Source organism: Waddlia chondrophila WSU 86-1044 (assembly GCF_000092785.1).
GTDB lineage: Bacteria > Chlamydiota > Chlamydiia > Chlamydiales > Waddliaceae > Waddlia > Waddlia chondrophila.
Genome location: NC_014225.1, coordinates 1,392,474 through 1,414,701, shown reverse-complemented (window position 1 = coordinate 1,414,701; position 22,228 = coordinate 1,392,474). Strand labels below are relative to the sequence as shown.

General features: G+C 44.5%; 19 protein-coding genes. 9 read left to right on the top strand and 10 right to left on the bottom strand.

The window, feature by feature from the left end; translation table 11 throughout:
• The first annotated feature begins 2 nt into the window (after positions 1-2).
• The 6 genes from WCW_RS06390 to WCW_RS06365 all read left to right on the top strand — a co-directional run bounded on the left by WCW_RS06390 (position 3) and on the right by WCW_RS06365 (position 4,900).
• Entirely contained in the window at positions 3-329 is a 327-nt protein-coding gene (locus WCW_RS06390) for a Na+/H+ antiporter subunit E (RefSeq protein WP_013182383.1), read from the top strand.
• Between the two features lie 14 nt (positions 330-343).
• Positions 344-619, top strand: coding sequence for an MrpF/PhaF family protein (locus WCW_RS06385; protein WP_041941859.1), 276 nt, complete (start codon positions 344-346; stop codon positions 617-619).
• Complete coding sequence (gene mnhG / locus WCW_RS06380) at positions 612-932, top strand: monovalent cation/H(+) antiporter subunit G (RefSeq protein ID WP_041941563.1); 321 nt, start codon at positions 612-614, stop codon at positions 930-932. The genes WCW_RS06385 and mnhG overlap by 8 nt, the downstream gene beginning before the upstream one ends.
• Positions 933-1,062: 130 nt before the next feature.
• On the top strand, positions 1,063-2,430 hold the full coding sequence (locus WCW_RS06375; protein ID WP_013182380.1) for an alanine/glycine:cation symporter family protein: 1,368 nt from the start codon (positions 1,063-1,065) through the stop codon (positions 2,428-2,430).
• 3 nt (positions 2,431-2,433) lie between these two features.
• Positions 2,434-3,822, top strand: a complete 1,389-nt coding sequence (locus tag WCW_RS06370; protein ID WP_013182379.1) for an alanine/glycine:cation symporter family protein — start codon at positions 2,434-2,436, stop codon at positions 3,820-3,822.
• 46 nt (positions 3,823-3,868) lie between these two features.
• The gene (locus WCW_RS06365; protein ID WP_162268172.1) at positions 3,869-4,900 is read left to right on the top strand and encodes an Lpg1974 family pore-forming outer membrane protein; all 1,032 of its coding nucleotides are present in this window, start codon (positions 3,869-3,871) and stop codon (positions 4,898-4,900) included.
• A 50-nt stretch (positions 4,901-4,950) separates the two neighbouring features.
• Here WCW_RS06365 and WCW_RS06360 read toward each other — a convergent pair whose 3' ends face one another.
• Positions 4,951-7,797, bottom strand: coding sequence for a valine--tRNA ligase (locus WCW_RS06360; RefSeq protein ID WP_013182377.1), 2,847 nt, complete (start codon positions 7,795-7,797; stop codon positions 4,951-4,953).
• Positions 7,798-7,991: 194 nt separating this feature from the next.
• On the opposite strand from WCW_RS06360, the gene WCW_RS06355 reads away from it, so the two are divergent.
• From WCW_RS06355 to WCW_RS06345, 3 genes are all read left to right on the top strand, one after another.
• Entirely contained in the window at positions 7,992-9,932 is a 1,941-nt protein-coding gene (locus WCW_RS06355) for a hypothetical protein (RefSeq protein ID WP_013182376.1), read from the top strand.
• 50 nt (positions 9,933-9,982) lie between these two features.
• Positions 9,983-11,695: a hypothetical protein gene (locus tag WCW_RS06350; protein ID WP_013182375.1), complete on the top strand. Its 1,713-nt coding sequence runs from the start codon at positions 9,983-9,985 to the stop codon at positions 11,693-11,695.
• 83 nt (positions 11,696-11,778) lie between these two features.
• Positions 11,779-13,077 carry a hypothetical protein gene (locus WCW_RS06345; protein ID WP_013182374.1) on the top strand — a complete coding sequence of 433 codons (1,299 nt, stop codon included), beginning with the start codon at positions 11,779-11,781 and terminating at the stop codon, positions 13,075-13,077.
• Here the strand turns inward: WCW_RS06345 and WCW_RS06340 are convergent.
• From WCW_RS06340 to aroA, 9 genes are read right to left on the bottom strand one after another with little or no spacing between them, the layout of a single operon-like run.
• Positions 13,063-13,872, bottom strand: coding sequence for a glycosyltransferase family protein (locus WCW_RS06340; RefSeq protein ID WP_013182373.1), 810 nt, complete (start codon positions 13,870-13,872; stop codon positions 13,063-13,065). The genes WCW_RS06345 and WCW_RS06340 overlap by 15 nt on opposite strands.
• Before the next feature lie 51 nt (positions 13,873-13,923).
• Positions 13,924-16,794, bottom strand: coding sequence for a serine/threonine-protein kinase PknD (gene pknD, locus WCW_RS06335; protein ID WP_013182372.1), 2,871 nt, complete (start codon positions 16,792-16,794; stop codon positions 13,924-13,926).
• The gene (locus WCW_RS06330; RefSeq protein WP_013182371.1) at positions 16,791-17,210 is read right to left on the bottom strand and encodes a hypothetical protein; all 420 of its coding nucleotides are present in this window, start codon (positions 17,208-17,210) and stop codon (positions 16,791-16,793) included. Before WCW_RS06330 ends, pknD begins: the two co-directional genes overlap by 4 nt.
• A complete protein-coding gene (locus WCW_RS06325; RefSeq protein ID WP_013182370.1) occupies positions 17,197-17,550 on the bottom strand; it encodes a hypothetical protein in 354 nt (117 codons plus the stop codon). Before WCW_RS06325 ends, WCW_RS06330 begins: the two co-directional genes overlap by 14 nt.
• Position 17,551: 1 nt before the next feature.
• Complete coding sequence (locus WCW_RS06320) at positions 17,552-18,088, bottom strand: DUF192 domain-containing protein (protein WP_013182369.1); 537 nt, start codon at positions 18,086-18,088, stop codon at positions 17,552-17,554.
• An 8-nt stretch (positions 18,089-18,096) separates the two neighbouring features.
• Positions 18,097-19,467, bottom strand: a complete 1,371-nt coding sequence (locus tag WCW_RS06315) for a type I 3-dehydroquinate dehydratase (protein ID WP_013182368.1) — start codon at positions 19,465-19,467, stop codon at positions 18,097-18,099.
• On the bottom strand, positions 19,427-20,458 hold the full coding sequence (gene aroB / locus WCW_RS06310) for a 3-dehydroquinate synthase (protein WP_013182367.1): 1,032 nt from the start codon (positions 20,456-20,458) through the stop codon (positions 19,427-19,429). Before aroB ends, WCW_RS06315 begins: the two co-directional genes overlap by 41 nt.
• Positions 20,455-20,967 carry a shikimate kinase gene (locus WCW_RS06305; protein ID WP_041941562.1) on the bottom strand — a complete coding sequence of 171 codons (513 nt, stop codon included), beginning with the start codon at positions 20,965-20,967 and terminating at the stop codon, positions 20,455-20,457. The genes aroB and WCW_RS06305 overlap by 4 nt, the downstream gene beginning before the upstream one ends.
• Positions 20,964-22,217, bottom strand: coding sequence for a 3-phosphoshikimate 1-carboxyvinyltransferase (aroA, locus tag WCW_RS06300; RefSeq protein WP_143876362.1), 1,254 nt, complete (start codon positions 22,215-22,217; stop codon positions 20,964-20,966). Before aroA ends, WCW_RS06305 begins: the two co-directional genes overlap by 4 nt.
• Between the last annotated feature and the right edge of the window lie 11 nt (positions 22,218-22,228).

The following is a 22,228-nucleotide window of genomic DNA, read 5'->3' as shown; positions in this document are numbered from 1 at the left end:
TCATGCGCATTTTAAGAATCTTTGGGTTTCTCATTTATTATCTGAAAGAAATTGTCATTGCCAGTTTGTCTATTGCCTGGGATATCTTGACGCCGTCAGATTCCCTGGAACCGGGGGTTGTAGAGGTTCCGATCGATTTGAAAAAAGAGATCTCTATTTTTGCGCTGTTTAACCTCATCTCCATGACCCCTGGAAGCTTAAGCTTGGATTATTCCGCTGACAAGAAAGTCATTTATGTCCATGTTCTCTATCTTCACGATCAAGCAGCTTTCATCCATAAAACTAAAGAGGAGTTGGAGAAAAAAATCCAGCTGATATTTGAACCATGAATAGGGATAAATTTATGATCAATTTTTTTCCATTTGCAGTGTTTTTTAGCTCTGCCTGTTTAACCCTTTCGCTTTTTTTGGGGATGTACCAGTTATTGACCGGTCCGACGCTTCCCGATAGGATTGTTGTTTTGGACCTTGTCGCTTCATTGGTTATGGGGTTGATCATCGTATATGCTGCCAAAACAGGTGAAACGGTTTACTTAAACGCTGTCGTTGTCATTGCTTTGCTTTCATACATGAGCAACATTGCATTTGCGAAATACTTAAGGAGGCAAATTGATGACTGACTGGGTGTCGGGCTTTTTGCTCATGAGCGGTTCATTCTTTATGTTGGTGGCTTCCATCGGCGTTGTGAAGTTTCCGGATGTCTATGCGCGCATACATGCGATTACGAAGGCAACTTCTCTCGGAATGATTTTACTGCTTGCTGCAGCTGTTGTCCTTTTTCCCATGCCGCTGGTTTTTCTTGAGGTCGTTGCAACCCTGCTGTTTATTGTGATGACTGCTCCCGTCGGCTCGCATATGATTTCCAGGATCGCTTACAAAATGAAGGTTTCTAAGAAAGGGATGCCAGACATCGGTGATGAAGTAGATTCATGATTGAAATGCTGGCATCATCTGATCGAGTTTTAATAGATTTGAATCAATTATTTAGCTCCCTTTACTTAAATTGAGCAATTGGCTAACCTATTATAGATTATTTTTTTAAAAATAGACAAAAATATTCTATATGAGTCATTTCGCTGAACTTATCAACTTCGCACGCTCCTGGATATGGGGAGCTCCTCTTCTTGCCCTGATCCTTGGAACGGGGGTTTATCTCACAATTCTTTTGCGCGGCGTGCAATTCCGCTATCTTTGGTTTGGATTAAAGCAGCTCTTTGCAAAAAGGAAAAAGGGCGCCGTGGGCGATATCAGCCATTTCGAAGCCGTCATGACGACATTGGCAGGTGCAATAGGCACAGGAAACATCGTTGGGGTCTCCACTGCACTTGTGATAGGAGGAGTGGGTGCGCTGTTCTGGATGTGGGTGACTGCATTTTTTGGGATGGCAATCAAGTATTCCGAATCGCTTTTAGCCGTGAAATATAGAGACATTGATAAACGGGGAGAAATGATCGGCGGCCCGATGGAGTACATGGAAAAAGGGCTGAAACTGAGATGGATGGCGGTGCTGTTTGCTGTTTTAGGCATGGTGGCTGCAATTGGAACAGGAAACCTTGTTCAGGTAAATTCCATCGCAGATGCAGTTAACGCTGTATGGGGGATCAGTCCATGGCTCACAGGAATTGTCCTCTCCGTAGTTACCGGATTGGTTTTAATCGGCGGTGTTCGCAGTATAGGCCAGGTCGCAGGTATCCTAGTCCCTTTAATGAGCGTGTTTTATCTCGGCGGCGGCTTTCTGATCCTTTTATTGAATTATGACAAAATCCCTTATGCATTCGCAGTAATTTTTGAAAGTGCCTTTAGCGGACAGGCGGCAGCGGGTGGATTTGCAGGCTCTACAGTTCTTGCGGCGATTCAAATGGGAGTTGCCAGAGGGGTTTTTTCCAGTGAGGCAGGCCTTGGTATTTCATCCATAGCAGCTGCTGCTGCAAAGACGGATTCTCCTGGAAGACAGGCAATGATCACGATGACAGGCACTTTACTTTCTACATTTATCGTCTGTTCGGTCACAGGGCTTGTGATTGTTGTCACTGGAGCGTTTGGAGTTTTGGATGACGGGGGAAATATTCTCAAAGGAGCCAGTTTGGCAATTTACGCATTCAGCTCTGTAATCGGAGGTGGGGGGTATATTGTTTCGATCGGATTGGTTCTTTTTGCATTTTCCACAGTTGTCGCTTGGGCTTATTACGGAGAGAAATGCGCTGAGTATCTCTTTGGAGAAACGGCTGTTTTTTACTACCGAATCCTATTTTCCCTAGTCATTATCCCCGGGGCCGCGTTTGAATTAGATCTTGTCTGGGCTCTTGCGGATATATCAAACGGTTTAATGGCAATCCCTAATCTGATCGCCTTAATCGCTTTGTCAAAAATTTTGTCTAAGGAGACTGGAGATTTTGTCAAACAGATTAGGGATGAGAATGCCGCAGGTTAATCGATGACTTGGCTTGATACCATTTATCAATGGGTTTGGGGCATTCCCATGCTCATCTTGCTCTTAGGCAACGGCCTCTTATTGACGGTCCTTTTGAAAGGGCTTCAATTCCGCTATCTTCCCTATGCATTGCGTCTCATCATCTCTTCAGATAAAGAGCAGGACAGCAAAGTGAAAGGCGACATTTCCAATTTCGAGTCGTTGATGACAGCGCTTGCCGGAGCTCTTGGCATTGGTAATATCGCTGGTGTCTCAACCGCTTTTGCTGTGGGAGGGACTGGAGCCCTGTTTTGGATGTGGGTAATGGCTCTTATTGGAATGGCTACGAAATATGGAGAAGCGATTCTTGCAGTCAAATATCGGGTGATGGATGACAGAGGAGAGATGTGCGGTGGTCCGATGCATTTCATCGAAAGAGGATTGGGGTGGAAATGGCTCGCTGGTGCGTTTGCTCTTTTTGGTGCGATCGCCTCTTTTGGTGGCGGTAATATGATCCAAGCGAATTCCGTTGCGGATGTCATGATGAATCTTTATCACATTCCATCCTGGGTGTCGGGTGTTATTTTGGCTCTTATCACAGGATCGATTCTTATCGGAGGGATTAAAAGTATTGGCCGATTTGCCGCTTTCATGGTTCCGTTCATGGCTGTTTTTTACATCGGCGGCGGTTGTCTCATTCTTTTGAAAAGTTATGATCGGATTCCGGATGCGATCCTTTCAGTATTTCAACATGCGTTTACCGGACAGGCTGCATTTGGCGGTTTTGCCGGTTCAACCTTGCTAATGACCATTCAAGTCGGGATGAGTAGAGGGTTGATGACAAGCGAGGCAGGCCTGGGCACAGCTTCTATTGCCGCAGCTGCAGCAAAGACCGATTTTCCCGGAAGACAAGCAATGATCTCCATGACCGGAAGCTTTATTGCAACGATCGTTTTATGTACGGTAACAGGACTTGTTTTGGGGGTCGCTGGCGTTCAAGGGGCGCTTAGGCCTGATGGTGTTCCGCTCAATGGAGCTTCCATGACGATGGCTGCATTTGAATCGGCTTTTCCCTGGGGCGGTTATATCGTTACGATTGCACTGATCCTATTTGCTTTGACAACGCTTCTCGGATGGGCGTACTATGGAGAGAAATGCCTGGAGTATCTGTTTGGAACTTTCTCTATTCTGCCCTTCAGGTTGATCTTTACATTAATCATTATCCCTGGGGCTATTCTTGATCTTGAGGTGGTTTGGAAAGTGGCCGATATTACAAATGGCCTAATGGCTTATCCGAATCTTATAGGGTTGACAGCTCTTTCAGGAGTGATTCTGAAAGAGACAAAGACGTTTTTGCAAGTGGTCAAAAATGAGACCGGATCCTCATCTTCTAACGATTTTCATTGTGCATAATTTTGAACATTATTTAAGATTGCTGACCCACGATATGGAGGAAACGATGAGATCTATAAAAAATTCGATTTTAATTCTTTTGTCTGCCGCAGGATGTTTGACCCTTTCTCCTGTCGGAGCTGCTGAAATTTGCGAATGCGGTTTTACCATTGGCGGAGATTATTTGTATTGGTCTCCTTGCCTTAGCAATTTGCATTTTGCAGCGGAAGGGCAATCATCTTTCACAGAAGAAAGCAATGTCAGCAATATTGTGAATTATCACTTTATCGATCCCGATTGGAACGGAGGATTTCGTTTATACTTAGGAAAAGAAGACTTGTGCGGTTGTTTTGACGTAATGGCGACCTACACGAACTTTAGCTCGAAGTGCTTCGATAGCATTGTTAATAAGGATCCTCTTCTATCCTTAACTTGGCCAACTCCGCTTCCGGTTGAATATGGCAGGTATGCGACTACGGACTGGAAAATTGATTTTCAAAGAGCGGAGCTGGTTGTCGGGTATTCCATTGAATTTGGAAAGGGATGCGGTCTTTGCTTAAAACCTTTTGCAGGGGCGGACTATGCGTCTATTTGCCAGGATCGCATAGATAAGATGCATGATGTTAAGCCTATTGAAGGAGATGATAAGAATTCTCCCGTTGATCCATCGTTGACAAATACCCTAACACGTTCCCTGGACTATAAGGGCATTGGCCCGATGGTTGGAATTGGGTATGACTTTGAGCTTTTCGAAGGGTTGTCGACATTTGGAAAGGCAAGCCTGAGTTTATTGGTGGGAAAAGCTGATATTGAAGACGAACAAGAGATTTTCAATAATGGGACAACGACCGTAAATGTGCAAAAGTACAAGGATAAATGTGTCTGTGTGCCTGGGGTGCATTTGCAGACAGGATTGTCTTTGAAGACGCTTGTGTGTAACAAATGGCTTCTTTTAAGGGCTGGATACGAATATTTACAATATATACATGCACCTTCCCATCTCATGTACAACACTGAAAGTCCAGGTTCATTTACCGGATTAAACCATAATTCGGTGACTTTTCAAGGATTCTTCGGCGGCGTCGCTTTCTCCTTTTAAAATCTTGTCCATCCAGTAGTTTTTCTGGATGGACATTGAAGCTTACAGATTTAGCGGAGAGTTTTCAGCTTTGCGTTGACTTCCTTTAATTCGTTTTCCGTTTGCTCAAGCTGGCTCCGCGTTTTTTCGATCAAGGCTTTCGGCGCTTTGCTGACGAAATTCTCATTCGCTAATTGCCCCTGTATTTTTTCCTGTTGCTTTTCCAGGCGCTCTCTTTCTTTTTCCAACCGAATCGCTTCCTTTTCTGAAAACTCTTTTGGCATGGGAATGATCACTTTTAAATCTTCGACGATGCCGACGGATGAAAGCCCGATTAGAGGCTCTTCTACATAGCAGGACAAGGAGCGGGTACGCACCAAAGCTTCAATGATATTGCCATTGTCGCGGACTGTCGAGAAATTTGTCGATTGATCGTTTCCAATGATAAACACTTCAGTTTCCACGCTGGGAGGAATTTTCATCTCTCCCCGGATATTGCGGATCGTGTAAACGACCTGGCCCATGAGATTGAATGCATGATTAATCTGCGAGCTCATTGCCTCTGGCTTGATGACCTTAGGATACGGAGCAATGATGCAAGCTTTCGCTTGCAGAGCTGCGACCGCTTCTTTTGTATAGGGGTCTGCATCTGCGTCTTCAGCTGTATCTGCAAAGCGCTCTTTAATCTTTTGGAACAGCTCCTCTGTAATGAATGGCGCCATGGGATGGATTAATCGGAGTGCCTGTAGTAAAACGATGACGAGCAATTTTTGCTTATTTTTCCTTTCTTCTGGAGAACCCTGTTTCCCGAATAGAACAGGTTTTGCAATTTCCAGATAGTATGCGCAAAATTCGTTCCAATAAAAATCGTATGCGCGCGTTGCCGCTTGATCAAATTGATAATTGCTTAAGTTGAAATTAACATCTTCGACAGTTTTAGATAATGACGAAAGGATCCACTGATCCTCCAATGTTAAACGAGATTCGTCTAATCCTTCAGAAAGCTGTTTCGAATTAAGCGGATCGTTGGCATCCAGGTTCATGAAAATAAAACGTGCACCGTTCCAGATCTTGTTGGCGAAGTTTTTAAATTCTTCAAATTTTCGACGGTCAAGATCGATCTGCCATGCCTGAGAAGCGCTTGAACAGAGAGCCATTCGCATAGCATCAGTACCATAATCCTCTATGATTTCAAGCGGGTCGATGATATTTCCTTTGGACTTGGACATTTTTTCCCATTTGCTTTCAACATCTTTTGGTACAGGTTTGGTTCCAAGATCGAACGCGATCCTTTCTTTTTCGTCGCAGTATTGAACTCCTCCGCCTGCATCTTTTCTCCAATACGACTTTCCAAAGATCAAGCTGTGTAGATAAACTTCTGGAAAGGGAGCCTTTTCAAACAGATGCTCTCCCATCATGATCATGCGGGCGACCCAGAAAAATAGAATGTCGTGTCCGCATACCATGGCAGAGTTGGGATAAAATTTTTCCAGCTCTTCTGTTTTGTTTGGCCATCCCAAAGTAGAAAATGGCCATAGGGCAGATGAAAACCAAGTATCCAGCACATCCGGATCCTGTTCCCACTTGTCCGGTTCGGCTTCAACTTCAGGAGGGGTGCCATCCCCTTCATAGCAGATCACACGGTCTGGATTGTCTTTATGGTACCAGATCGGGATTCGGTGCCCCCACCAGAGCTGGCGGCTGATACACCAGTCGCGGAGGTTGTCGATCCAATGAAAATAGGTGTTTTGCCAGTTTCTTGGGATGAGGGAAACGATCTCTTCTTGGACGATTTCCCGCAAGCGGGGAGCGAAATGGCTCATTTTTACAAACCACTGCTTGGAAAGATAAGGCTCGATTGTCGCCTTGGAGCGATAAGAGACTCCGACGCGATTGGTATAGGGTTCAACTTTTTCAAGGTATCCGAGCTGCTCCATCTCTTCCACAACAGCTTTGCGGGCTTGCTCCATTGCCATCCCTTCAAATTTTCCGCCGTTTTCGTTGATCTTGCCGTCGGGAGTCATGATGTTGATGAAAGGGAGCTTGTGCTCAATTCCCATTTCGTAGTCGTTCGGATCATGCGCAGGTGTTACTTTGACCATTCCAGTCCCGAACTCGGGATCGACATGGCGGTCTGCAATAATAGGGATTTCTCGATTCATGATCGGAAGCAGCAATCGTTTTCCGATCAGGTGCTTGAACATCGGATCTTCAGGGTTGACTGCAACCGCAGTATCTCCAAGCATGGTTTCTGGACGTGTGGTTGCTATTCTTGCCATCCCTGAACCGTCAGCCAAAGGGTAGTTGAAGAACCAGAGAGACGATTGCCGCTCTTCATATTCTACCTCATCGTCAGCGACGGCAGTTTGCGTTACAGGGTCCCAGTTCACAAGGTAGTCGCCGCGATAGATCAAACCTTTTTCATACAGCATTTTGAATGCCGTGCGAACGGCAAGGTTGTTGCCTTTGTCCATCGTGAAACGCAGCCGGCTCCAGTCGCACGAGCATCCCAGTTTTTTCAATTGGCTTAAAATGCGTCCCTCGTTTTTTTCTTTCCATTCCCAAACTAACTTGAGAAACGCTTCCCGCTTGAAATCGCCTCGCCGTTTTCCTTGGGTTTTCATCAGATGACGTTCAACGACAGTCTGTGTCGCGATCCCTGCATGATCGGTGCCGGGTACCCATAAGACTTCAAAGCCGCTCATTCTTTTCCATCTGACTAACACATCGTCAATTGTGCTTCCCAGAGCATGCCCCATATGCAGGACGCCAGTGACATTCGGAGGGGGGAGAACAATGCAATAAGGAGGTTTTTCGGAGCTGGGATCGGCGCGAAAACATTCATGTTTCTCCCAGAAATCATACCAGCGTTTTTCGACCTGTTGTGCGGAATATGTTTTTGGAAGATCAGTTGACATTTCAGTGTTTCCTTTGAACTGTTGAAAAAAGAATAAAGTATAAAGGATTCACTGGAAAAAATGCTAGTTTAGAGGGTGCCCTAGTAGGAAAACTTTGCCGGCGAACTAAGAAAAATCTACCAATTATTTAATAGTTAGTAAAAAATGTGTTATATTAAAAAATAAGGAGAAATATAATAGGAGGGATTTTAAAGATGTTTAATATAAAACATCACTTGCCTCTTTTTATTAAAAAATTTAGAGAAGAATCTTTTATCAAAATTTCCTCAAACGGCGATTTTGAATCTGCTCATTTTTTACTGAGAAAATTGTGCCATTTTTTCAATTTCGATAGCTGCTTTCATGTGAAAGCGGCAGAAGCGTTTGTTTATCAGTTATGGGAATTAGAATCAGTTCCTATTTTGTTCTCTGAAAGTTCTTTTCAAGAGGTTGATTTTTTACTCTACCTTGAAGCTGGAGAGTTGCTGCGGGAAAAGCTTTTAGGTGTTCATCATCTGAAAGCACGCAGGGTGCGTGCTAAATTGGACAGGGGGTTGATCGCTTTGCGCTATCGTCTGGAAGGCTGTAATGGTGGCTGCGATCCGGAAGATCCGGATGAGAGCTTGCTTTGCCGATTGATCCATGCTGCGTCAGTGTGGAAGGAAGGGCAGGTCGTTTTCCGAAATAAAATGTTGACGGTAAAAGATAAAAATCAGCTGAGAGATGCTTCTCGATACCCTTTATTTGCAGAGCTTGTTTTAAGGGATGAAGAAGAAGCTGAAAATTTTTTTACTTGGGCATTGCGCGATCACATTGCGGTGCGTCCGCTCATCGAGTTTCCTCGCAACCAATGGAAAATGAACCGCTATCAACTCAACGGCCGTTTATCCAGAAGAGGAGGCTTCGATCTCAAGGTGCAAAAGGTTCTTTGCGAAGAAGGATTTGAAAAAGTCCTGACTCTCCCTTTTGAAGGAAAGCCCGTGAATATTTTGGATGAGGCAAAATGTGTCTTGTTTCGAGGAAATTATGCACTGACGATTGGAGAAGTGTTCGAGATTTTTGATCGCAAAAAAATTGAAGCGGGTAATTTGGAATACATGGAAGACGGTATCATGAACTGGAATGCTCATCAATGTGGATATTGGGATACTGCCTTAGGCGATTATCAGCGGATCGATCTTGATAAAAGCGAATGGTGGAATGAGCTGCCTGTTTTAGACCGTCTTAGCTTGAAGAAAGCACGGCATCTATTTGGCAGTCATTTAACAGGTACTGAATGGAACTTGTCATTGATTTCTAGCAGGCTGCATCAGGATTTGAACTTTGAAGACGCTCACGGTTATCTTGCGATATCTGTTCCGCAGAACGATGGAACTTATATCGTGTATACTTTGGGTAAATTTACCTTTGCATTTCCTGGCACGCTTTTGCAGGCTTTGTTAAACATTGGAGAGACTGCGGAAGCGGCTATTGCCTATCCTGATGAAAATGTTTTCTATACACACCGAAGAAAAACCTATTATAGCTATGCGATTAGTGAAGAAGATGGGAAAAAATTTTTTGAATCTGTAAAACGAGATATGATGCTGTCTCGCGAAGGGAATTTAATCTATCAAATCGAATCGGAAAATTGTGCAAAGTGGTCTTATGAGAAGCTCGTCTACTCCATTGGACAGCATAGGGTTCCTGAAATTTATACAATGCCATTTTTACATTCGGAACCTCACGGATTCATGAGTGCGATTTTTAAAGTGATCAAATCCTTGCCGAAGCCATGGCAAATTCCTGTGACGACATTTTGCCACTTCCTTTTGGGAGGGTATAAAGGAAGAATGATTATCGAAAATGGCAAAGCGGTATGGAAATCGTTGAGGTATCACCCTTTTTGGAATGATACAGTCATTTTTCACCCTTCGATGCTTCATAAACTGCAAGAAGAGGGAAAAATCGGCCGATTTGTTTCCGCAGGGATCACCTGTGTAAACCGAGCAATCTTTTTCTTTTATTCAAAGAATCTCTCCCGATATTCAAATTTGACATCTTTTTCTTCTTTTTTGGTGTTTTTTTCCAATCGTTTCTTACAAATTTTTACGAAAATTCACAGCGAACCTATACCGAACAAAATATCCTTGTGTTTTTTCATTAAAAATTTATAATCTATTTTTTTATTGTTTTATTAGAAAAGTTATGTTAAGAAACTTTTGATATGTCATTTATTCTATCGAATATACAGGCTTTTTCACAGGCATTAAAAAATGTGCCTGTTATTTGCACTTTTGAAGGGTACTGGAGTTCAATTTCGCCTGCGGTTCAGCAGGCTCAAGCAATGATTGGCGTGGATAAGCATCGTTTGATAAAAATTGCTAAAGTGTTTGCCCAGTGTTTGGACGACTTGGAAAAAGTCCCTACATCGAGCGGTAAAACTCAAGAAGATCTTCTTGCTTGCGTCGATGCGGCGGAAACCATTCAACTTGCTCTTGAAAAAACAAAGTCAAAAAGAGCTGTTCGATGGAGTCGGCAGTTGAAAAGCCGCGTTGTTGCTTTCCAGACGCGCAATCAGTTGAGTGAGAAAATGGCTCCGGGAAAAGAGTTGGTTGATAAAGTGAATGCATTGGCTTCTGAATGGAAAAAAAATTCCCATGTCAGGGAAAGGGAAGGTCTCGATACCTTAGATATTGCACGGCTTAAAAAAATTGAGGACAATGGTGCGTTTATCGAACAATTAACCGTTGACACTGATTTGAGAAATCGATTTTTCAATTGGGTGTTGAGAGACCGGATTGACCCTGAACCATTTATTGAGTTTCCGGCAACCTGCCAGCGATTAACTCAAGCCAGGTTGGCTCATCGCATCGGTTTTTACGGCGGAGGCGATCTAAAGGTAAAAGATGTTGAAATGCCGGAAGGGGAGATGAGAAGAGATCTGACTCTGCCTATGGGAGAAAAGGAAGTCTCTCTTTTGGATGATCGGTTGGTTGTTCATTTGGAGAAAGAGTATGAGTTAACGGTTGGGCAAGTCTTTGAGATGTTCGTTAATCGACAGTGGGAAATTGGAAACATTGAATACTTTAAGGATGGTATTAGCAACTGGAATCCCAAACATTTGGGTCCCTACGATCCAAATACCAAGAAATATGAACAGATAGACTTTGCAAAAGAATCTTGGTGGGAGCATTTACCGGTTGTTGAAGAACTTCCCGTCGAAGAGGCTTCTAGGCGATACGGTCTGCCTTTAGATGGAAATCAATGGGCGATGGTTGTCAGAGCTGCACGCGAGCAAGAGGATGACACTCCGATTGGTGTCCACGGATGGCTGCAAGTCGCTATACCTATTAATGGAAAATATCGCATTTTTGATTTTGGAAAGTATTCTCAGGAATTTCCAAAAACTTGGTATGAATATATTGATATGACAGTAAATACTGTGCCAGCTGCGATTGTATATCCCGATGAAGCAGCCTTTTCGATGGATAGACAGCATATCTGGCACGCTGTCATGGCCACTGCTGAAGAGGGGCAAAAGTTGTTGAGCTCTATTCAGGGAGATGTGGAAAGAGCGGAAGATAGAAATCTTGCTTTTCAATTCTTAGCTGACAATTGCGTGAAATGGGCATGGACAAAAGCAAATGAAGCCGCTGGTGATGTGAAGATGCCTCCAGAGGTTGTCCAAATGAATTTTACCGACCTTAGGCCTACTGGCGTTCTTGGCAGATTTTTCAATACTATCCGCTTGCTACCGAGTAAATTACAGCGGGTTGTTCTGACAATTTTTGTCACTCTTTTAGGTGCTTGGAAAGGGATGCGGATCAAACATTTGGACGGGACGGCAGAGCGGGTTTCTCTATTAAGCGGGGTTCCTTGGAAAGAAGGAGGGAAATTATTCTGTCCCATTCAATTGTTTCATTTTAAAAATAAATAAATTTATCGTATCTTAATAAATATTTTATATTTTTTAATTAAAAAAACGTTATTTTATAGTTAAAAATATATTAAAGATTTATTATGGGCTCATTGAGTTATTTGGATTTGGCAATCGCTCCAAGCAGGCAGGTGTCTACTTTAGGGTTAGAGGTTCCAACGATAGAAGTTCCCGCTATTGCTGCTACCGTTCATCATCGCATTGCGAGAGGGCCTCTGGAAGCGATTAAAGATGCTTATAAACGCTTAGAAGATCTCTACCATCAAGCGTTTCCCATCACGTTTCAGTGCCGTTTTGCACAAATTCAACTAGGGCTTTTAAAAGGGGGTACACTTCTTTCATCGCTTTATAAAGTCTTAAATCCTGTAATGAGCATTTTTCGCAATACGATCTCCACTGGAGAACAGTCAGTTTTTAAGGAGACTATATGGTTGGTAAAATTTGCGAAAAAAACACGCTTATTATCTATTTTTTCACTTCCTGCCTCTCTCGTTCAGGTCGTGAAGGGGGGATATGAATGTGTTCTTTCGGTTAAAAAGAAAGAGCGTTCCGAAGCCTTGGAGCAAGCTCTTAATGTTGCTGATAGCTTAGGGGATCTGAGCCATGGAATTTCGACCTTTATTGATTGTTTGATGGATGCGGCCGTGGTTAACTCTTCAGCTGCGCTGACAGCAGCTTCCACCTATTTAACGGGGATTGGGGTTATCTTGTCAGTTGCTTCTATTGGATTGCAGTGCAAGTTCATTTATGAAAGCGTAAAGCTGAAGAATCGGATCACGCGATTGTTTGACTCGAAAGGAAAAGCTGATTTTCAATCAGTTGTTGAAGAGATCGATAAACTTTCCCATTCCCGTTTGGCACGCACTGTTGGAGTGTCGGATGGAGAGAAGTTGAAGGCTCGCCTGCATGCCATTTATGAGAGAAATTCGGATCCTTTGGGAAATGCCGAGCATAAAAAAAACTTGGTCAGTACAGTCAAAGCCTTAAAAAATCGGATTCATTGGAATAACATCGGGCGATATTTAAAGATTACTGCCGCGGTGATTTCCATCATTGCAGTGTCGATTTTATTATTTAGTCCAGTAGCCCCTATAGGATACTTATTAGTGGCGGTATCTGCAGCGATCGGCCTTGCAGTTTTATTAATCGACTACAAGGCAGAACAAGATCTTAATTGTCATTTAAAAGCTCTTGCTCCCAAAGATTCGCGTGAGATGTGGAAACTTTATGGGAAAAAGCAGTATCGGAAAAAGCTAAAAAATGACCCGATGTTGCGCATTTGGGATTTGTCCAATCTAGGAAAAGATGTTCAAAGAGAGGCGCTTAAACGAGATGAACTCTTGCGTGAATTACAGGAGCAGCGTCGATTACGCTTTTCTTGATAGAGGAGTTGCATCAGGAGACGTTTGATCTTTAGCAGATAATGTGATTTCGCCTCTGGCTTCTGCCTCAAGGGCTTCGGCGTATTCTTCCCAAAAGAGATATCCAGCGTTTTTATCGGGATAGAGAGGGTAGTCGAAATATTCAGGATATGGTTTCCAGGGTTGTGTGCGCATTTCCGTGTAGTGAATGGAAAATGAGTTTTCAGCCAGATCCTTTCCATCCCAACTCTCCCATTCTCTTGGTGCATCTCCAATAAACATGTAGTTTTGCAGCTTCTTTCGGTAGACGTCGATATTATCGCCAGAAACCTTCATCTCTTCAATCGATGGCCACATGCCCATCATCTGCATTTCAGCAATTCTGCTGCAATCGATGAGCATAAAATCTGTGCGGTGATGCGGACTCATGATTGGGTGGGTCATGTCGATTTCAAAAATTTTTCTCAAATCATTTTGCACAATGAAATCTGCATCCATGTGAATAGCCCTTCCTTCGAAGCTGCACAGCTCTGGAATTGCAAAGCGGAAACAGGTAAAGGGGGTTGCCCATCCTTCACCTGAATAAGGTCTGGGATGGTCGCGGCCGATGTTCCAGCAGCCAGCTTTTTTAATTGCATCCTTGTCTTTGTGAGAGATGCTTAAGTCGACATTGGTCAGCCAATCGGGATCTCCGGAGCGGAGAAAAGTGACTTTGAATGGAGGAGTGCAGTATTTATGCACTGTATATTCCAGCGCTTTTTCTACGCGCCACATCGGTTTGCAGGTCGTCACAAAAATTCTTATCGTATCAGCCATGTTTACTCCATAGCTTTGGTATATATAACGAACGTTATATTTGTAAAGTTGTTATTGGTTGGTAAGCAGCAGGCGGTAATGTCTGGATTTTTCACTGTCGCCAATACTATCTTCATAGAGGGCTAACTGGCGGTAGAGCTGCTTTTTTTCCCATTGGAAGGAGCGTTGAAACCACGGGCTTTCATTTGAGATTTTGCCGATTAAGCGATGGGCAAGCAGAGTGTAGGAACGGGGGAAGGGGAGGTCTAGAACTCCTGAAAAGTGAGCTTCGGCGATCTCCGTGTTTTCAGTGGCGGCTAGCCAAATGCCATAGAGAATAAAGAGCGGCGATTCTTCTTTGGAAAGCAGGGTCAAGGGGTATCGATTGAGCAATGCTCCGGCCTTGTTCCAATCGTGGTCGTAAAGGTGAGCCCATATGCGATAGCTGTCGAATAGATGTTGATGAACAGAAGGCAGCTCGTATCGATCTAACTGTTCCATGAGTTGATGGACAAAATGTGTGTCTTTCCGATCAAGAGATTGTTCGATGAGATGCAGAAAAAAACGGGAATCGCCGAATTCTATCTGCGAATGGTCTGTATTGAAGTAATGTTTAATGGCTTTTCGAGGGGACTGCTGATAGGAAAGGATCGTCAGAAGGATCAATGCGATCTCATTCAGCTTTTGATATTCTGACGGCAGCGATGCTACAGCATCTTTCGCAAGCTCCCAGTAGCCCTGTTCGATAAGGCAAAAGAAAGCATTTGCCATCAGTTTCGGATGCAGCTCGTTGGATTCGGTAATCATTTGTATGGTTTCCAGAAGAGCGTAAGGGTTGTCGATCCAAAAAGCCAGCAAAATGGCAAATGCTTCATGCCCTATTGTTTCATCGATGCTTTCGATAAAAGGGAGAGGTTCCCAATGCTTTCTTACACTTTCAAACAGTTTTCTTGTATGCCTGCTGAGAGATTCTTTAGGAAGGTTTTTAACTGCTGTGAGCATAAACTGGTAAGCAGCTTTTCTATGGGAACGCGCAGTTTCGTGCATCCGGTAGATGAGCTGCTCTCTCAAGAATGAAAGCAAAGGATGGTTTGGGTAGCGCCTAAAACCGATCTCATAGCATTTAATTTCTTCGTCAATGTCATCCATTTCCTGATAGACATGCGCTTTGCCGAGATATTCCAAAGGGGCTCCCGGAGTGGAGTGCAGCCTTTCAAATTCCAGCAAAGCCTCGTCGAATAGACGCTCTTTTTCGATCGGATCATTGGTTTCTTTTGATTTTTCGATGATCGTAATGCCTGATCGAAACATCCCTTCGCGTCCTTCAGCTCTTCCCGGAAATGAGTATCCAATCCTGCGGTATTCGCTTAAAGCCTGATCGAAGAGCTTGTGGGCTAGAAGTGCGTCTGGCACCGCTAGACAGTTGATGGTGATGTTTTGGCTGCCGGTGAACGTCTGAAGGTTTTGCATGGTGAAGTCTGCATCTCTGGAAAGAATGCCGATATGTGTTCCGGTAAGCGGTAAATGGCTGATATATGAGAATTGAAGTTGATTGTTCAGGCTGAAATGGATGTTGTGGTCGATTTTCTCAATTTTTACTCGATAGGTTTTCTCCCGTTTGAGGAAAATTTCGGGAGCGTCGACAACCTCTACGGAAGAGCGAAGAAGTTTTGTTGTTTTATTGAGGTCTGAGCCTAACCATAGGCAGTAGCCATCATTGAGATGCTCCCTTTCAGATACTTCCGGAATACAGAGGAGAAAGCCGATTCCATGGCCATTTTCGCCAATTGTCACATCGGCTTCGATTTTGGTGTTTTCGGAAAATGAAAGCTTGGAGATCATTAGGCTCACCCATTCAGAGATATCTGCCGAGCGGGTAATGGCAATGTGTTCAGCGATCAGCACATTTTCCTGAAATTCCCAATCTTCCTTATTGCGGATATCCAATGTGGCCAGTTCGAACCACTCCGATCTTCCTTCAATGTAATTTTCTAATTCCAGAATCAATTCGTCAACGGTTTGGTAACGCTGTGCAGGATCATTGTCTAAGGCTTTGAGGGCGATGCGGGAAAGCACCCTTGGAACGTCTCTGTAAGGAGCGACTTCACTAGGGTCCTCAAGGGTTTCTTTGTCCATCATTTTGCGAAAATCTTCAAGGCTTCCCCTCCGGAAAGGGTTGCGAAGAGTGAGAATTTGGTATAAAAGAACTCCAAGAGCGTACACCTCCGTCTGGATCGTTGCCGGATTCCCTTTCGCCCGCTCATGCGCCATAAAGTTGATGGTGCCCACGACTTTACCCATTTTAGTGAGTTCATGATGGTTGGCTTTCAAAGAGATTTGCTCTTCTTCTTCAGCGTTGATCATCTTTGCCAGGCCCCAGTCCAGGATCAAGACCTCTCCGTATTTTCCCACCATGACATTTTCGGGTTTGATATCTCGATGCAAAACCCCTTTTGAATGGGCGTATGCGATCCCTTGACAGACGGTGATGAAGATGCGGATCAGAGCGGGGATCGATTCTCCGATATGGTGGGGGCTTTTCACGCTCTTTTCCTGTTCGCGCGTGTTTCGCAGGATTTGTTTGAGCGTCTCCCCTTGGACAAACGGCATCGTGTAATAGACAACATCGCCTTGATCTTCAATGGAATAGATAGGCATGATCGCGGGATGGGTCAACTGGCTTGTGATGCGTGCTTCTTTGAGGAAGCGGTTGTGGAGCCGCTTAAACTCGATTAGATCCTTGCGGATCTTTTTCAAAGCGATTCTCCTGCCGCACTTGACATCGTAACCCAAAAGAACTTCTCCCATGCCGCCTTGACCGATTTTGCCGACAATTTGGTAGGGGCCGATGGTGTATTTCACATCTTTTTCATTGGGAGCATGACCTTCGATAAACGTCGCGGCGGTTTCAAAAGAGGAGGTCTCGTCGTGATCGGAAGTCATAGGCGATTGGAATCTTCAAGCTGCTTAAGAAGATTAAGCGCCTCTGTAGAGGCGTTTTGAACAAAACAGTTGTGGCCGAGCTCCTCATCGAAATAGATGCCATTGAAAGAGCGTTGAGAGGCCGCCATTTGATGGAATAGTGCGTTCATTCCATGTTCGTCCCTTTCAGGCAAGGTATAGCGGAATCCGCAAATGATTGTGCGGAAAGCGTTGTGCTTCCAGTTTTTATTGGCCAGAAGCATTGCTTCCTTAATGGATGAAGCTGAAACGTTCAAAGGGATTTCCTCATTTCCGTTTTCCTCAAACCATCTAAAGTTGTCGGAATCCACTTGCCGAAGGAATAGACGGCGAGGTCCGGTTCCCGGGACGGTATATTCGCCGATGTGGATAAGCTTGGGAAGGTTATTTCGAGTCATCGAGATCTGCGTTATCCTTGATTAGTTGGGATGTTTCTTCACCGTTTGTGTCATTTTCGTAATAAAATTCCTTGACGATCAGATAGATTCCTCCGATCACCAACATCACAGGGGCGATGAAGTCGTAGTCGAATTTGAGCATGGCCAAGATGAATAGACCTAAGAAAATCACTGTAGTAAGAACTGCCTGATATTTTCTGCCTGTGAGAAATTGCCTTGAAGCAAGCATCGCCCACAAAGCCAAAAGTATTCCTGGCCACCAAGCATTTGTCAGAATCAAAATTCCGAGACCGATTAAAAAAATGCCGTTTGATATCGCATGTGCTTTCTTTTTGGACATTTTATTCTCCTTTTGGTGAGAGGATATCGCGTTTTGTTCGTTTTTGCAACTGAATCGTTGCCTTGTTTTCCCCAGGGTTCCATTGTAGACGGTCTCCAGGTCTGATTCCATGTTTTTTAAACCATCCCATTTGCATTTCAAGGACATAGCGTACCTGATGCAGAGATGTTGCCCGCTTTTTTCTAAAGAATAAAACGATGGGATCTTGAGGAGGATAAAGCCTTAGATCGTTAAGCGATAGGACCGGTCGATCAGGGTCCATGATCTCCGGATAGGCTTGCAATTGCCGGATTTCAGTAATGATCCCTTTATTGTCGATAAAGGCTGCGGAAAGGTCGATTCTTGTATTGAACATCCAAACGGAAAGATATCTTTGCTTGTCGTAGATAAATAGCATGCCGTGGTTTTTTGGCAGGCGATCTCTCCCCATCAGCCCCCAAATTCTTTTCTCATCAGTATCTGCAGTTTCAATGGTAATCGGAATCGTCTTGGCAAAGAGAACGAATGGATAGAAAAAACAGAGAAAAAATCGCAACATCTAACGAATCAAAATTTGGTTTTTGAAGATGGAAAAGCGTTGAGGGCTGCTTTTTTCATCGCTTCTTCATTAGCTTCTTGACTGGTGAAGAATTTATACTGCTCGCGCGCTTGAATCATAAACATCTCAAGCCCGGAAATGGTTCGGCATCCCGCTTTTTCTGCGTCTTTAAGCAATTGAGTCTTTAAAGGATTGTACACGCAATCAAAAACAAGCAGGTTTTGGTGTAAAAAATCAGGCGGCACCAGAGTTTTATCGGTGTTTGGCGCCATGCCGACAGGGGTCGTTTGAATAAGGATTTCGCTTTCCATCAACTGCTCTTTCAATTTTTCCAGATTTCTGCCAAATAGAGTCACTACAGATCCTTCCTTTTGCAGTCCGTAAGCGAATGCTTTTGCAGCACCTCCGTTTCCAAGGATGGCAACCCGTTTCCCTCTTAGATCGGTCCGCTTTTGAAGCGGCTGCACAGCTCCGAAAACATCGGTATTGTAACCTGTTAGCTTGCCCCCATGGTTGATGATGGTATTAACGGCGCCGATCGCTTGCGCTTCTACGTCCACTTCATCCAGCATGGGAATAACAGACTCTTTATGAGGAACTGTTACAGCCAGTCCTCTCAAAGGGAATTGACGCATGAGATCAAGGATTTTTGGAAGATCCTCTTTTGTTGTATGAAAAGGGAGAAAGAGGAAGTTTAAACCATCAGCTTCATAAGCTGCTTGATGAATAGCGGGACTAAGAGAGTGTGTGATCGGATCACCGATGACGCCGCATAGCGTGGTATTTACCTGAGCTTTCCATTTTCTCAGATGAGTCGCCAACGGCTGTCCGGGTGCGCTTTTTTTGCCTTCTGCAATTGCGCCAAATGTGCAGAAACTTCCGTAAGCGGGGGCAAAATAACGGCTCAAAAGACCTTTTTCCCCCATGCAAAAAGCAATCAACCGATCTTCGGGATATTTTTTTAGAAGATTTAAGATGGCGATATTGTCTATGAAAGAGCGGGCTGTAGGCACGATTTTAATGATTGCTGCTCCGCTTGCTTTCATGGATTGATACAACTCTTCAAGCGGAGGTGTTTCTTGCAAGTGGATGGAGTAGATGCATCGTTCCAAAGGAAGGGAGGTGTTGATCTCTTCGACATCGACATAATCTGCACCGGCATCAAGAGCTGCTTTGAGCAGAGGAACGGGATTTTTCTTGCGATAGGTGGCAATCACAGGTTTTTCACAAGCTTGGACTAATTCATTGATCCCTTCTGGGGAGGGGTGATCCAGATAATCCAGGCGCAGTTCGATCATCTCCGCAATGGAACAAGCAAAAGAGATCTCCTTGAGGGCTTCAGGAAGCGTACGAGCTGTAATGGGAACGCAAACATTCATGGACGGCCTTTTGAGGGATCACAATACCATACCCGTTTGTTTCCCTCACCATTTTTCCCAGCCATTGAGGAAGGACAAAAACAGTTTTTCCCCCGACCGATTTTTTGTCTCCTTTCATTGCTTCCATGAGCTCGCCGTCATCGATTTGGGGAGGAGAAAGCCTCGGGTGGATTTTGTCCAGCAAGGCATTTTGCCTTTCTAGGAGCTTTGCGGGAAACTGATAGCGAACTGAAGCTAATGCGCCTTCGAAACGCATCCCTAAAGCAACCGCTTCTCCATGGGTATATTCCTGATATTTTGTAATTTTTTCTAATGCGTGGCCAAAGGTATGGCCATAGTTGAGGATCTGGCGAAGATCGGTTTCCTTTGCATCCTGATTGACCACTTCCATTTTAAGCTCAGCACATCTTTTGACCGCTGTTTTTAGCGCATCACTGTCTTTGTTTAAAAGCTTTTCAATATTTTCCTCAAGCCATTTGAAAAAATCAGCGTCAAGAATCACTCCGTACTTGACCACTTCACTCATGCCCGATCGCAGCTCTTTTTCAGGAAGAGTTTCGAGGCAGTTTAATGGAACAACCACTTCCTGCGGTTGATAAAATGCGCCTAATAAATTTTTTCCTTCGGGGAGGTTAATCCCAACTTTCCCGCCAATGCTGGAGTCGACCATCCCTAGAAGAGTTGTCGGGACTTGAATGTAGGAAATTCCCCGCATATAGGTCGCTGCTGCAAAGCCTGCCAGGTCGCCGACTACCCCGCCTCCCAAAGCGATCACAGTTGTTTTGCGGTTGCAGTTCAACAGGGCCATTTTTCTGGTCAATTCGTAAAATCTCTCAAGCTCTTTACTCGTTTCTCCCGGAGGGATGCTGATTAATTCGCAGTTCAGCCGTTTAGCAAGAGAGGCGCCGTAAAGCTCTTCAACAATGTGATCAGTGACAATGACGGGGTGTTCAATGACTGGCATCCAGTTGTCTAACTTATTGATTATCATAAGTCCTTAATGATTTCATCGAGAAGTTTTTGAATAGATTTTCCTTCTGTCGAGAGTGTGCGGTCTGCGTATTGCGCATACAGAGGGGTTCTTTGTTTCAAGACTGTTTCAATTTCCTCTAAGGGAGGCAGGAGAGTGAGTGGAGGCCTGTTGGCCTCATTGGAGATTCTGCATAAGAGCGTGCCGGATGTAGCTGTGAGCCAAAGGAGGTATCCGTTATTTTTTAGGGATCGAACGTTGTCCGAATCGAGAATTGCTCCGCCTCCGCAGGCGATCACAGCATTTGGGATATTGATGGAAGCGATCACACGTTTTTCGATCAGGCGGAAGCCAGGTTCCCCTTCATGATTAAAAATTTCCGGTATGGAGCGTTTAGCAGCTTGGACGATGAGATCATCGGTGTCAATAAAAGGGCGTTTCAAAGTATCGGCTAATGCTTTCCCTAATGTCGTTTTTCCAACGCCTCGATAGCCAATCAATACGATTTTTGAATTTGTGGATCGGTTCATTGTAGATTCCATAGATCGAAAAAATCTGGAAAGGACTTATTGACACACTCGGGACAACGGATCACGATCTTGGGAATTGCCCGTTTAGCAACGGAAAAGGCCATGGCAATTCGGTGATCGTTGTAAGTGTCGATCTCGGCAGCTTGAGGTGTCCCGCCCTCAATCCAAAGAGTTTCCTCTTCAGAAAACGCCTTGATCCCCATCTTTTTTAATTCGGAAACGATCGCTTTCAACCGATCGGTTTCTTTGTAGCGCAAGTGCCCCACACCGTTGATTTTTGTTGTTCCCTTGGCAAATGCTGCGATGACGGCAACGGTCGGGACTAGATCGGGGGTATCGCTCATCTCTACGCAGATGGAGGACAAAGGTCTTCCCTCGACAGTGACGCTTGAGCCTTCCCTGCTGACATTGCATCCGAATTGCTTGAGTAAATCAAGGATTTTTCTATCCCCTTGAAGGCTGTTCGGCATCAAGCGGTCGATAGTGATTCTTGTATGCGTGATTGCAGCCTGTGCAAGAAAGTAGGAAGCGTTTGAGTAATCGCCTTCGATTTCATAAGGAGCTACAGCCTTGTATCGCTTTCCAGCCGTTACCCTATAGGTAGAGCCTTCATGCTCCACTTCAGCTCCAAAACGCCGCATCATGTCTAAAGTGATTTCCACATAAGGGCCGGACTTCAGCTCTCCGTCTATTGAAACGACGATATCATTCTCTGCAAACGGAGCTGCCAGAAGAATTGCGGAAAGGTATTGGGAGCTGATATTTCCCGCAACTGACGTGGCTCCTCCCGTAAATCGCTTGCAGGTCAATGTGAGGGGGGGGCAGCCTGTTTCGCTGTCGGAATGAATTCCTAGAGGTTCCAGAGCAATGAGCAGCTGTGTCAATGGGCGCTTTCGCATGGCAAGGTCTCCATCGATTGCGACACTTTGTTTGCAAAGAAGAGGAGCAATGGCGGATAAAAACCGGCAGGTAACGCCGCTGTTTCCGACAAAGAGGGATCCTGAATCTTGGACCCGATTCCCTCCAGTTCCTTGGATGGTTGCTGAATCTCTTTGAATTGAAATGTCGGCACCTAGTTGTTTAAGAGCCTGGATGGCGACTTTTTGATCATCTGCTAGAAGAGGAGATTGCAGGACAGTTTTTCCCTGTGCCAGAGCGCCTAAAAAAAGAGCGCGCAGCGTATGAGCTTTGGAAGGAGGGGCGTTTAGTCTCATCTCATGATTGTAGAGCGGAGTAAAATTCTTCGTCAACCTAGACTTTA

Excerpts from the sequence above, each read along its gene's own strand:
- WCW_RS06390 (WP_013182383.1), top strand. The coding sequence starts at position 3 with ATGCGCATTTTAAGAATCTTTGGGTTTCTCATTTATTATCTGAAAGAA.
- WCW_RS06360 (WP_013182377.1), bottom strand. The coding sequence starts at position 7,797 with ATGTCAACTGATCTTCCAAAAACATATTCCGCACAACAGGTCGAAAAA.
- WCW_RS06320 (WP_013182369.1), bottom strand. The coding sequence starts at position 18,088 with ATGTTGCGATTTTTTCTCTGTTTTTTCTATCCATTCGTTCTCTTTGCC.
- pknD (WP_013182372.1), bottom strand. The coding sequence starts at position 16,794 with ATGACTTCCGATCACGACGAGACCTCCTCTTTTGAAACCGCCGCGACG.
- WCW_RS06345 (WP_013182374.1), top strand. The coding sequence starts at position 11,779 with ATGGGCTCATTGAGTTATTTGGATTTGGCAATCGCTCCAAGCAGGCAG.
- WCW_RS06355 (WP_013182376.1), top strand. The coding sequence starts at position 7,992 with ATGTTTAATATAAAACATCACTTGCCTCTTTTTATTAAAAAATTTAGA.
- mnhG (WP_041941563.1), top strand. The coding sequence starts at position 612 with ATGACTGACTGGGTGTCGGGCTTTTTGCTCATGAGCGGTTCATTCTTT.
- WCW_RS06370 (WP_013182379.1), top strand. The coding sequence starts at position 2,434 with ATGACTTGGCTTGATACCATTTATCAATGGGTTTGGGGCATTCCCATG.
- WCW_RS06385 (WP_041941859.1), top strand. The coding sequence starts at position 344 with ATGATCAATTTTTTTCCATTTGCAGTGTTTTTTAGCTCTGCCTGTTTA.
- WCW_RS06305 (WP_041941562.1), bottom strand. The coding sequence starts at position 20,967 with ATGAACCGATCCACAAATTCAAAAATCGTATTGATTGGCTATCGAGGC.
- WCW_RS06350 (WP_013182375.1), top strand. The coding sequence starts at position 9,983 with ATGTCATTTATTCTATCGAATATACAGGCTTTTTCACAGGCATTAAAA.
- WCW_RS06330 (WP_013182371.1), bottom strand. The coding sequence starts at position 17,210 with ATGACTCGAAATAACCTTCCCAAGCTTATCCACATCGGCGAATATACC.
- WCW_RS06375 (WP_013182380.1), top strand. The coding sequence starts at position 1,063 with ATGAGTCATTTCGCTGAACTTATCAACTTCGCACGCTCCTGGATATGG.
- WCW_RS06365 (WP_162268172.1), top strand. The coding sequence starts at position 3,869 with ATGAGATCTATAAAAAATTCGATTTTAATTCTTTTGTCTGCCGCAGGA.
- WCW_RS06340 (WP_013182373.1), bottom strand. The coding sequence starts at position 13,872 with ATGGCTGATACGATAAGAATTTTTGTGACGACCTGCAAACCGATGTGG.
- WCW_RS06315 (WP_013182368.1), bottom strand. The coding sequence starts at position 19,467 with ATGAATGTTTGCGTTCCCATTACAGCTCGTACGCTTCCTGAAGCCCTC.
- aroB (WP_013182367.1), bottom strand. The coding sequence starts at position 20,458 with ATGATAATCAATAAGTTAGACAACTGGATGCCAGTCATTGAACACCCC.
- WCW_RS06325 (WP_013182370.1), bottom strand. The coding sequence starts at position 17,550 with ATGTCCAAAAAGAAAGCACATGCGATATCAAACGGCATTTTTTTAATC.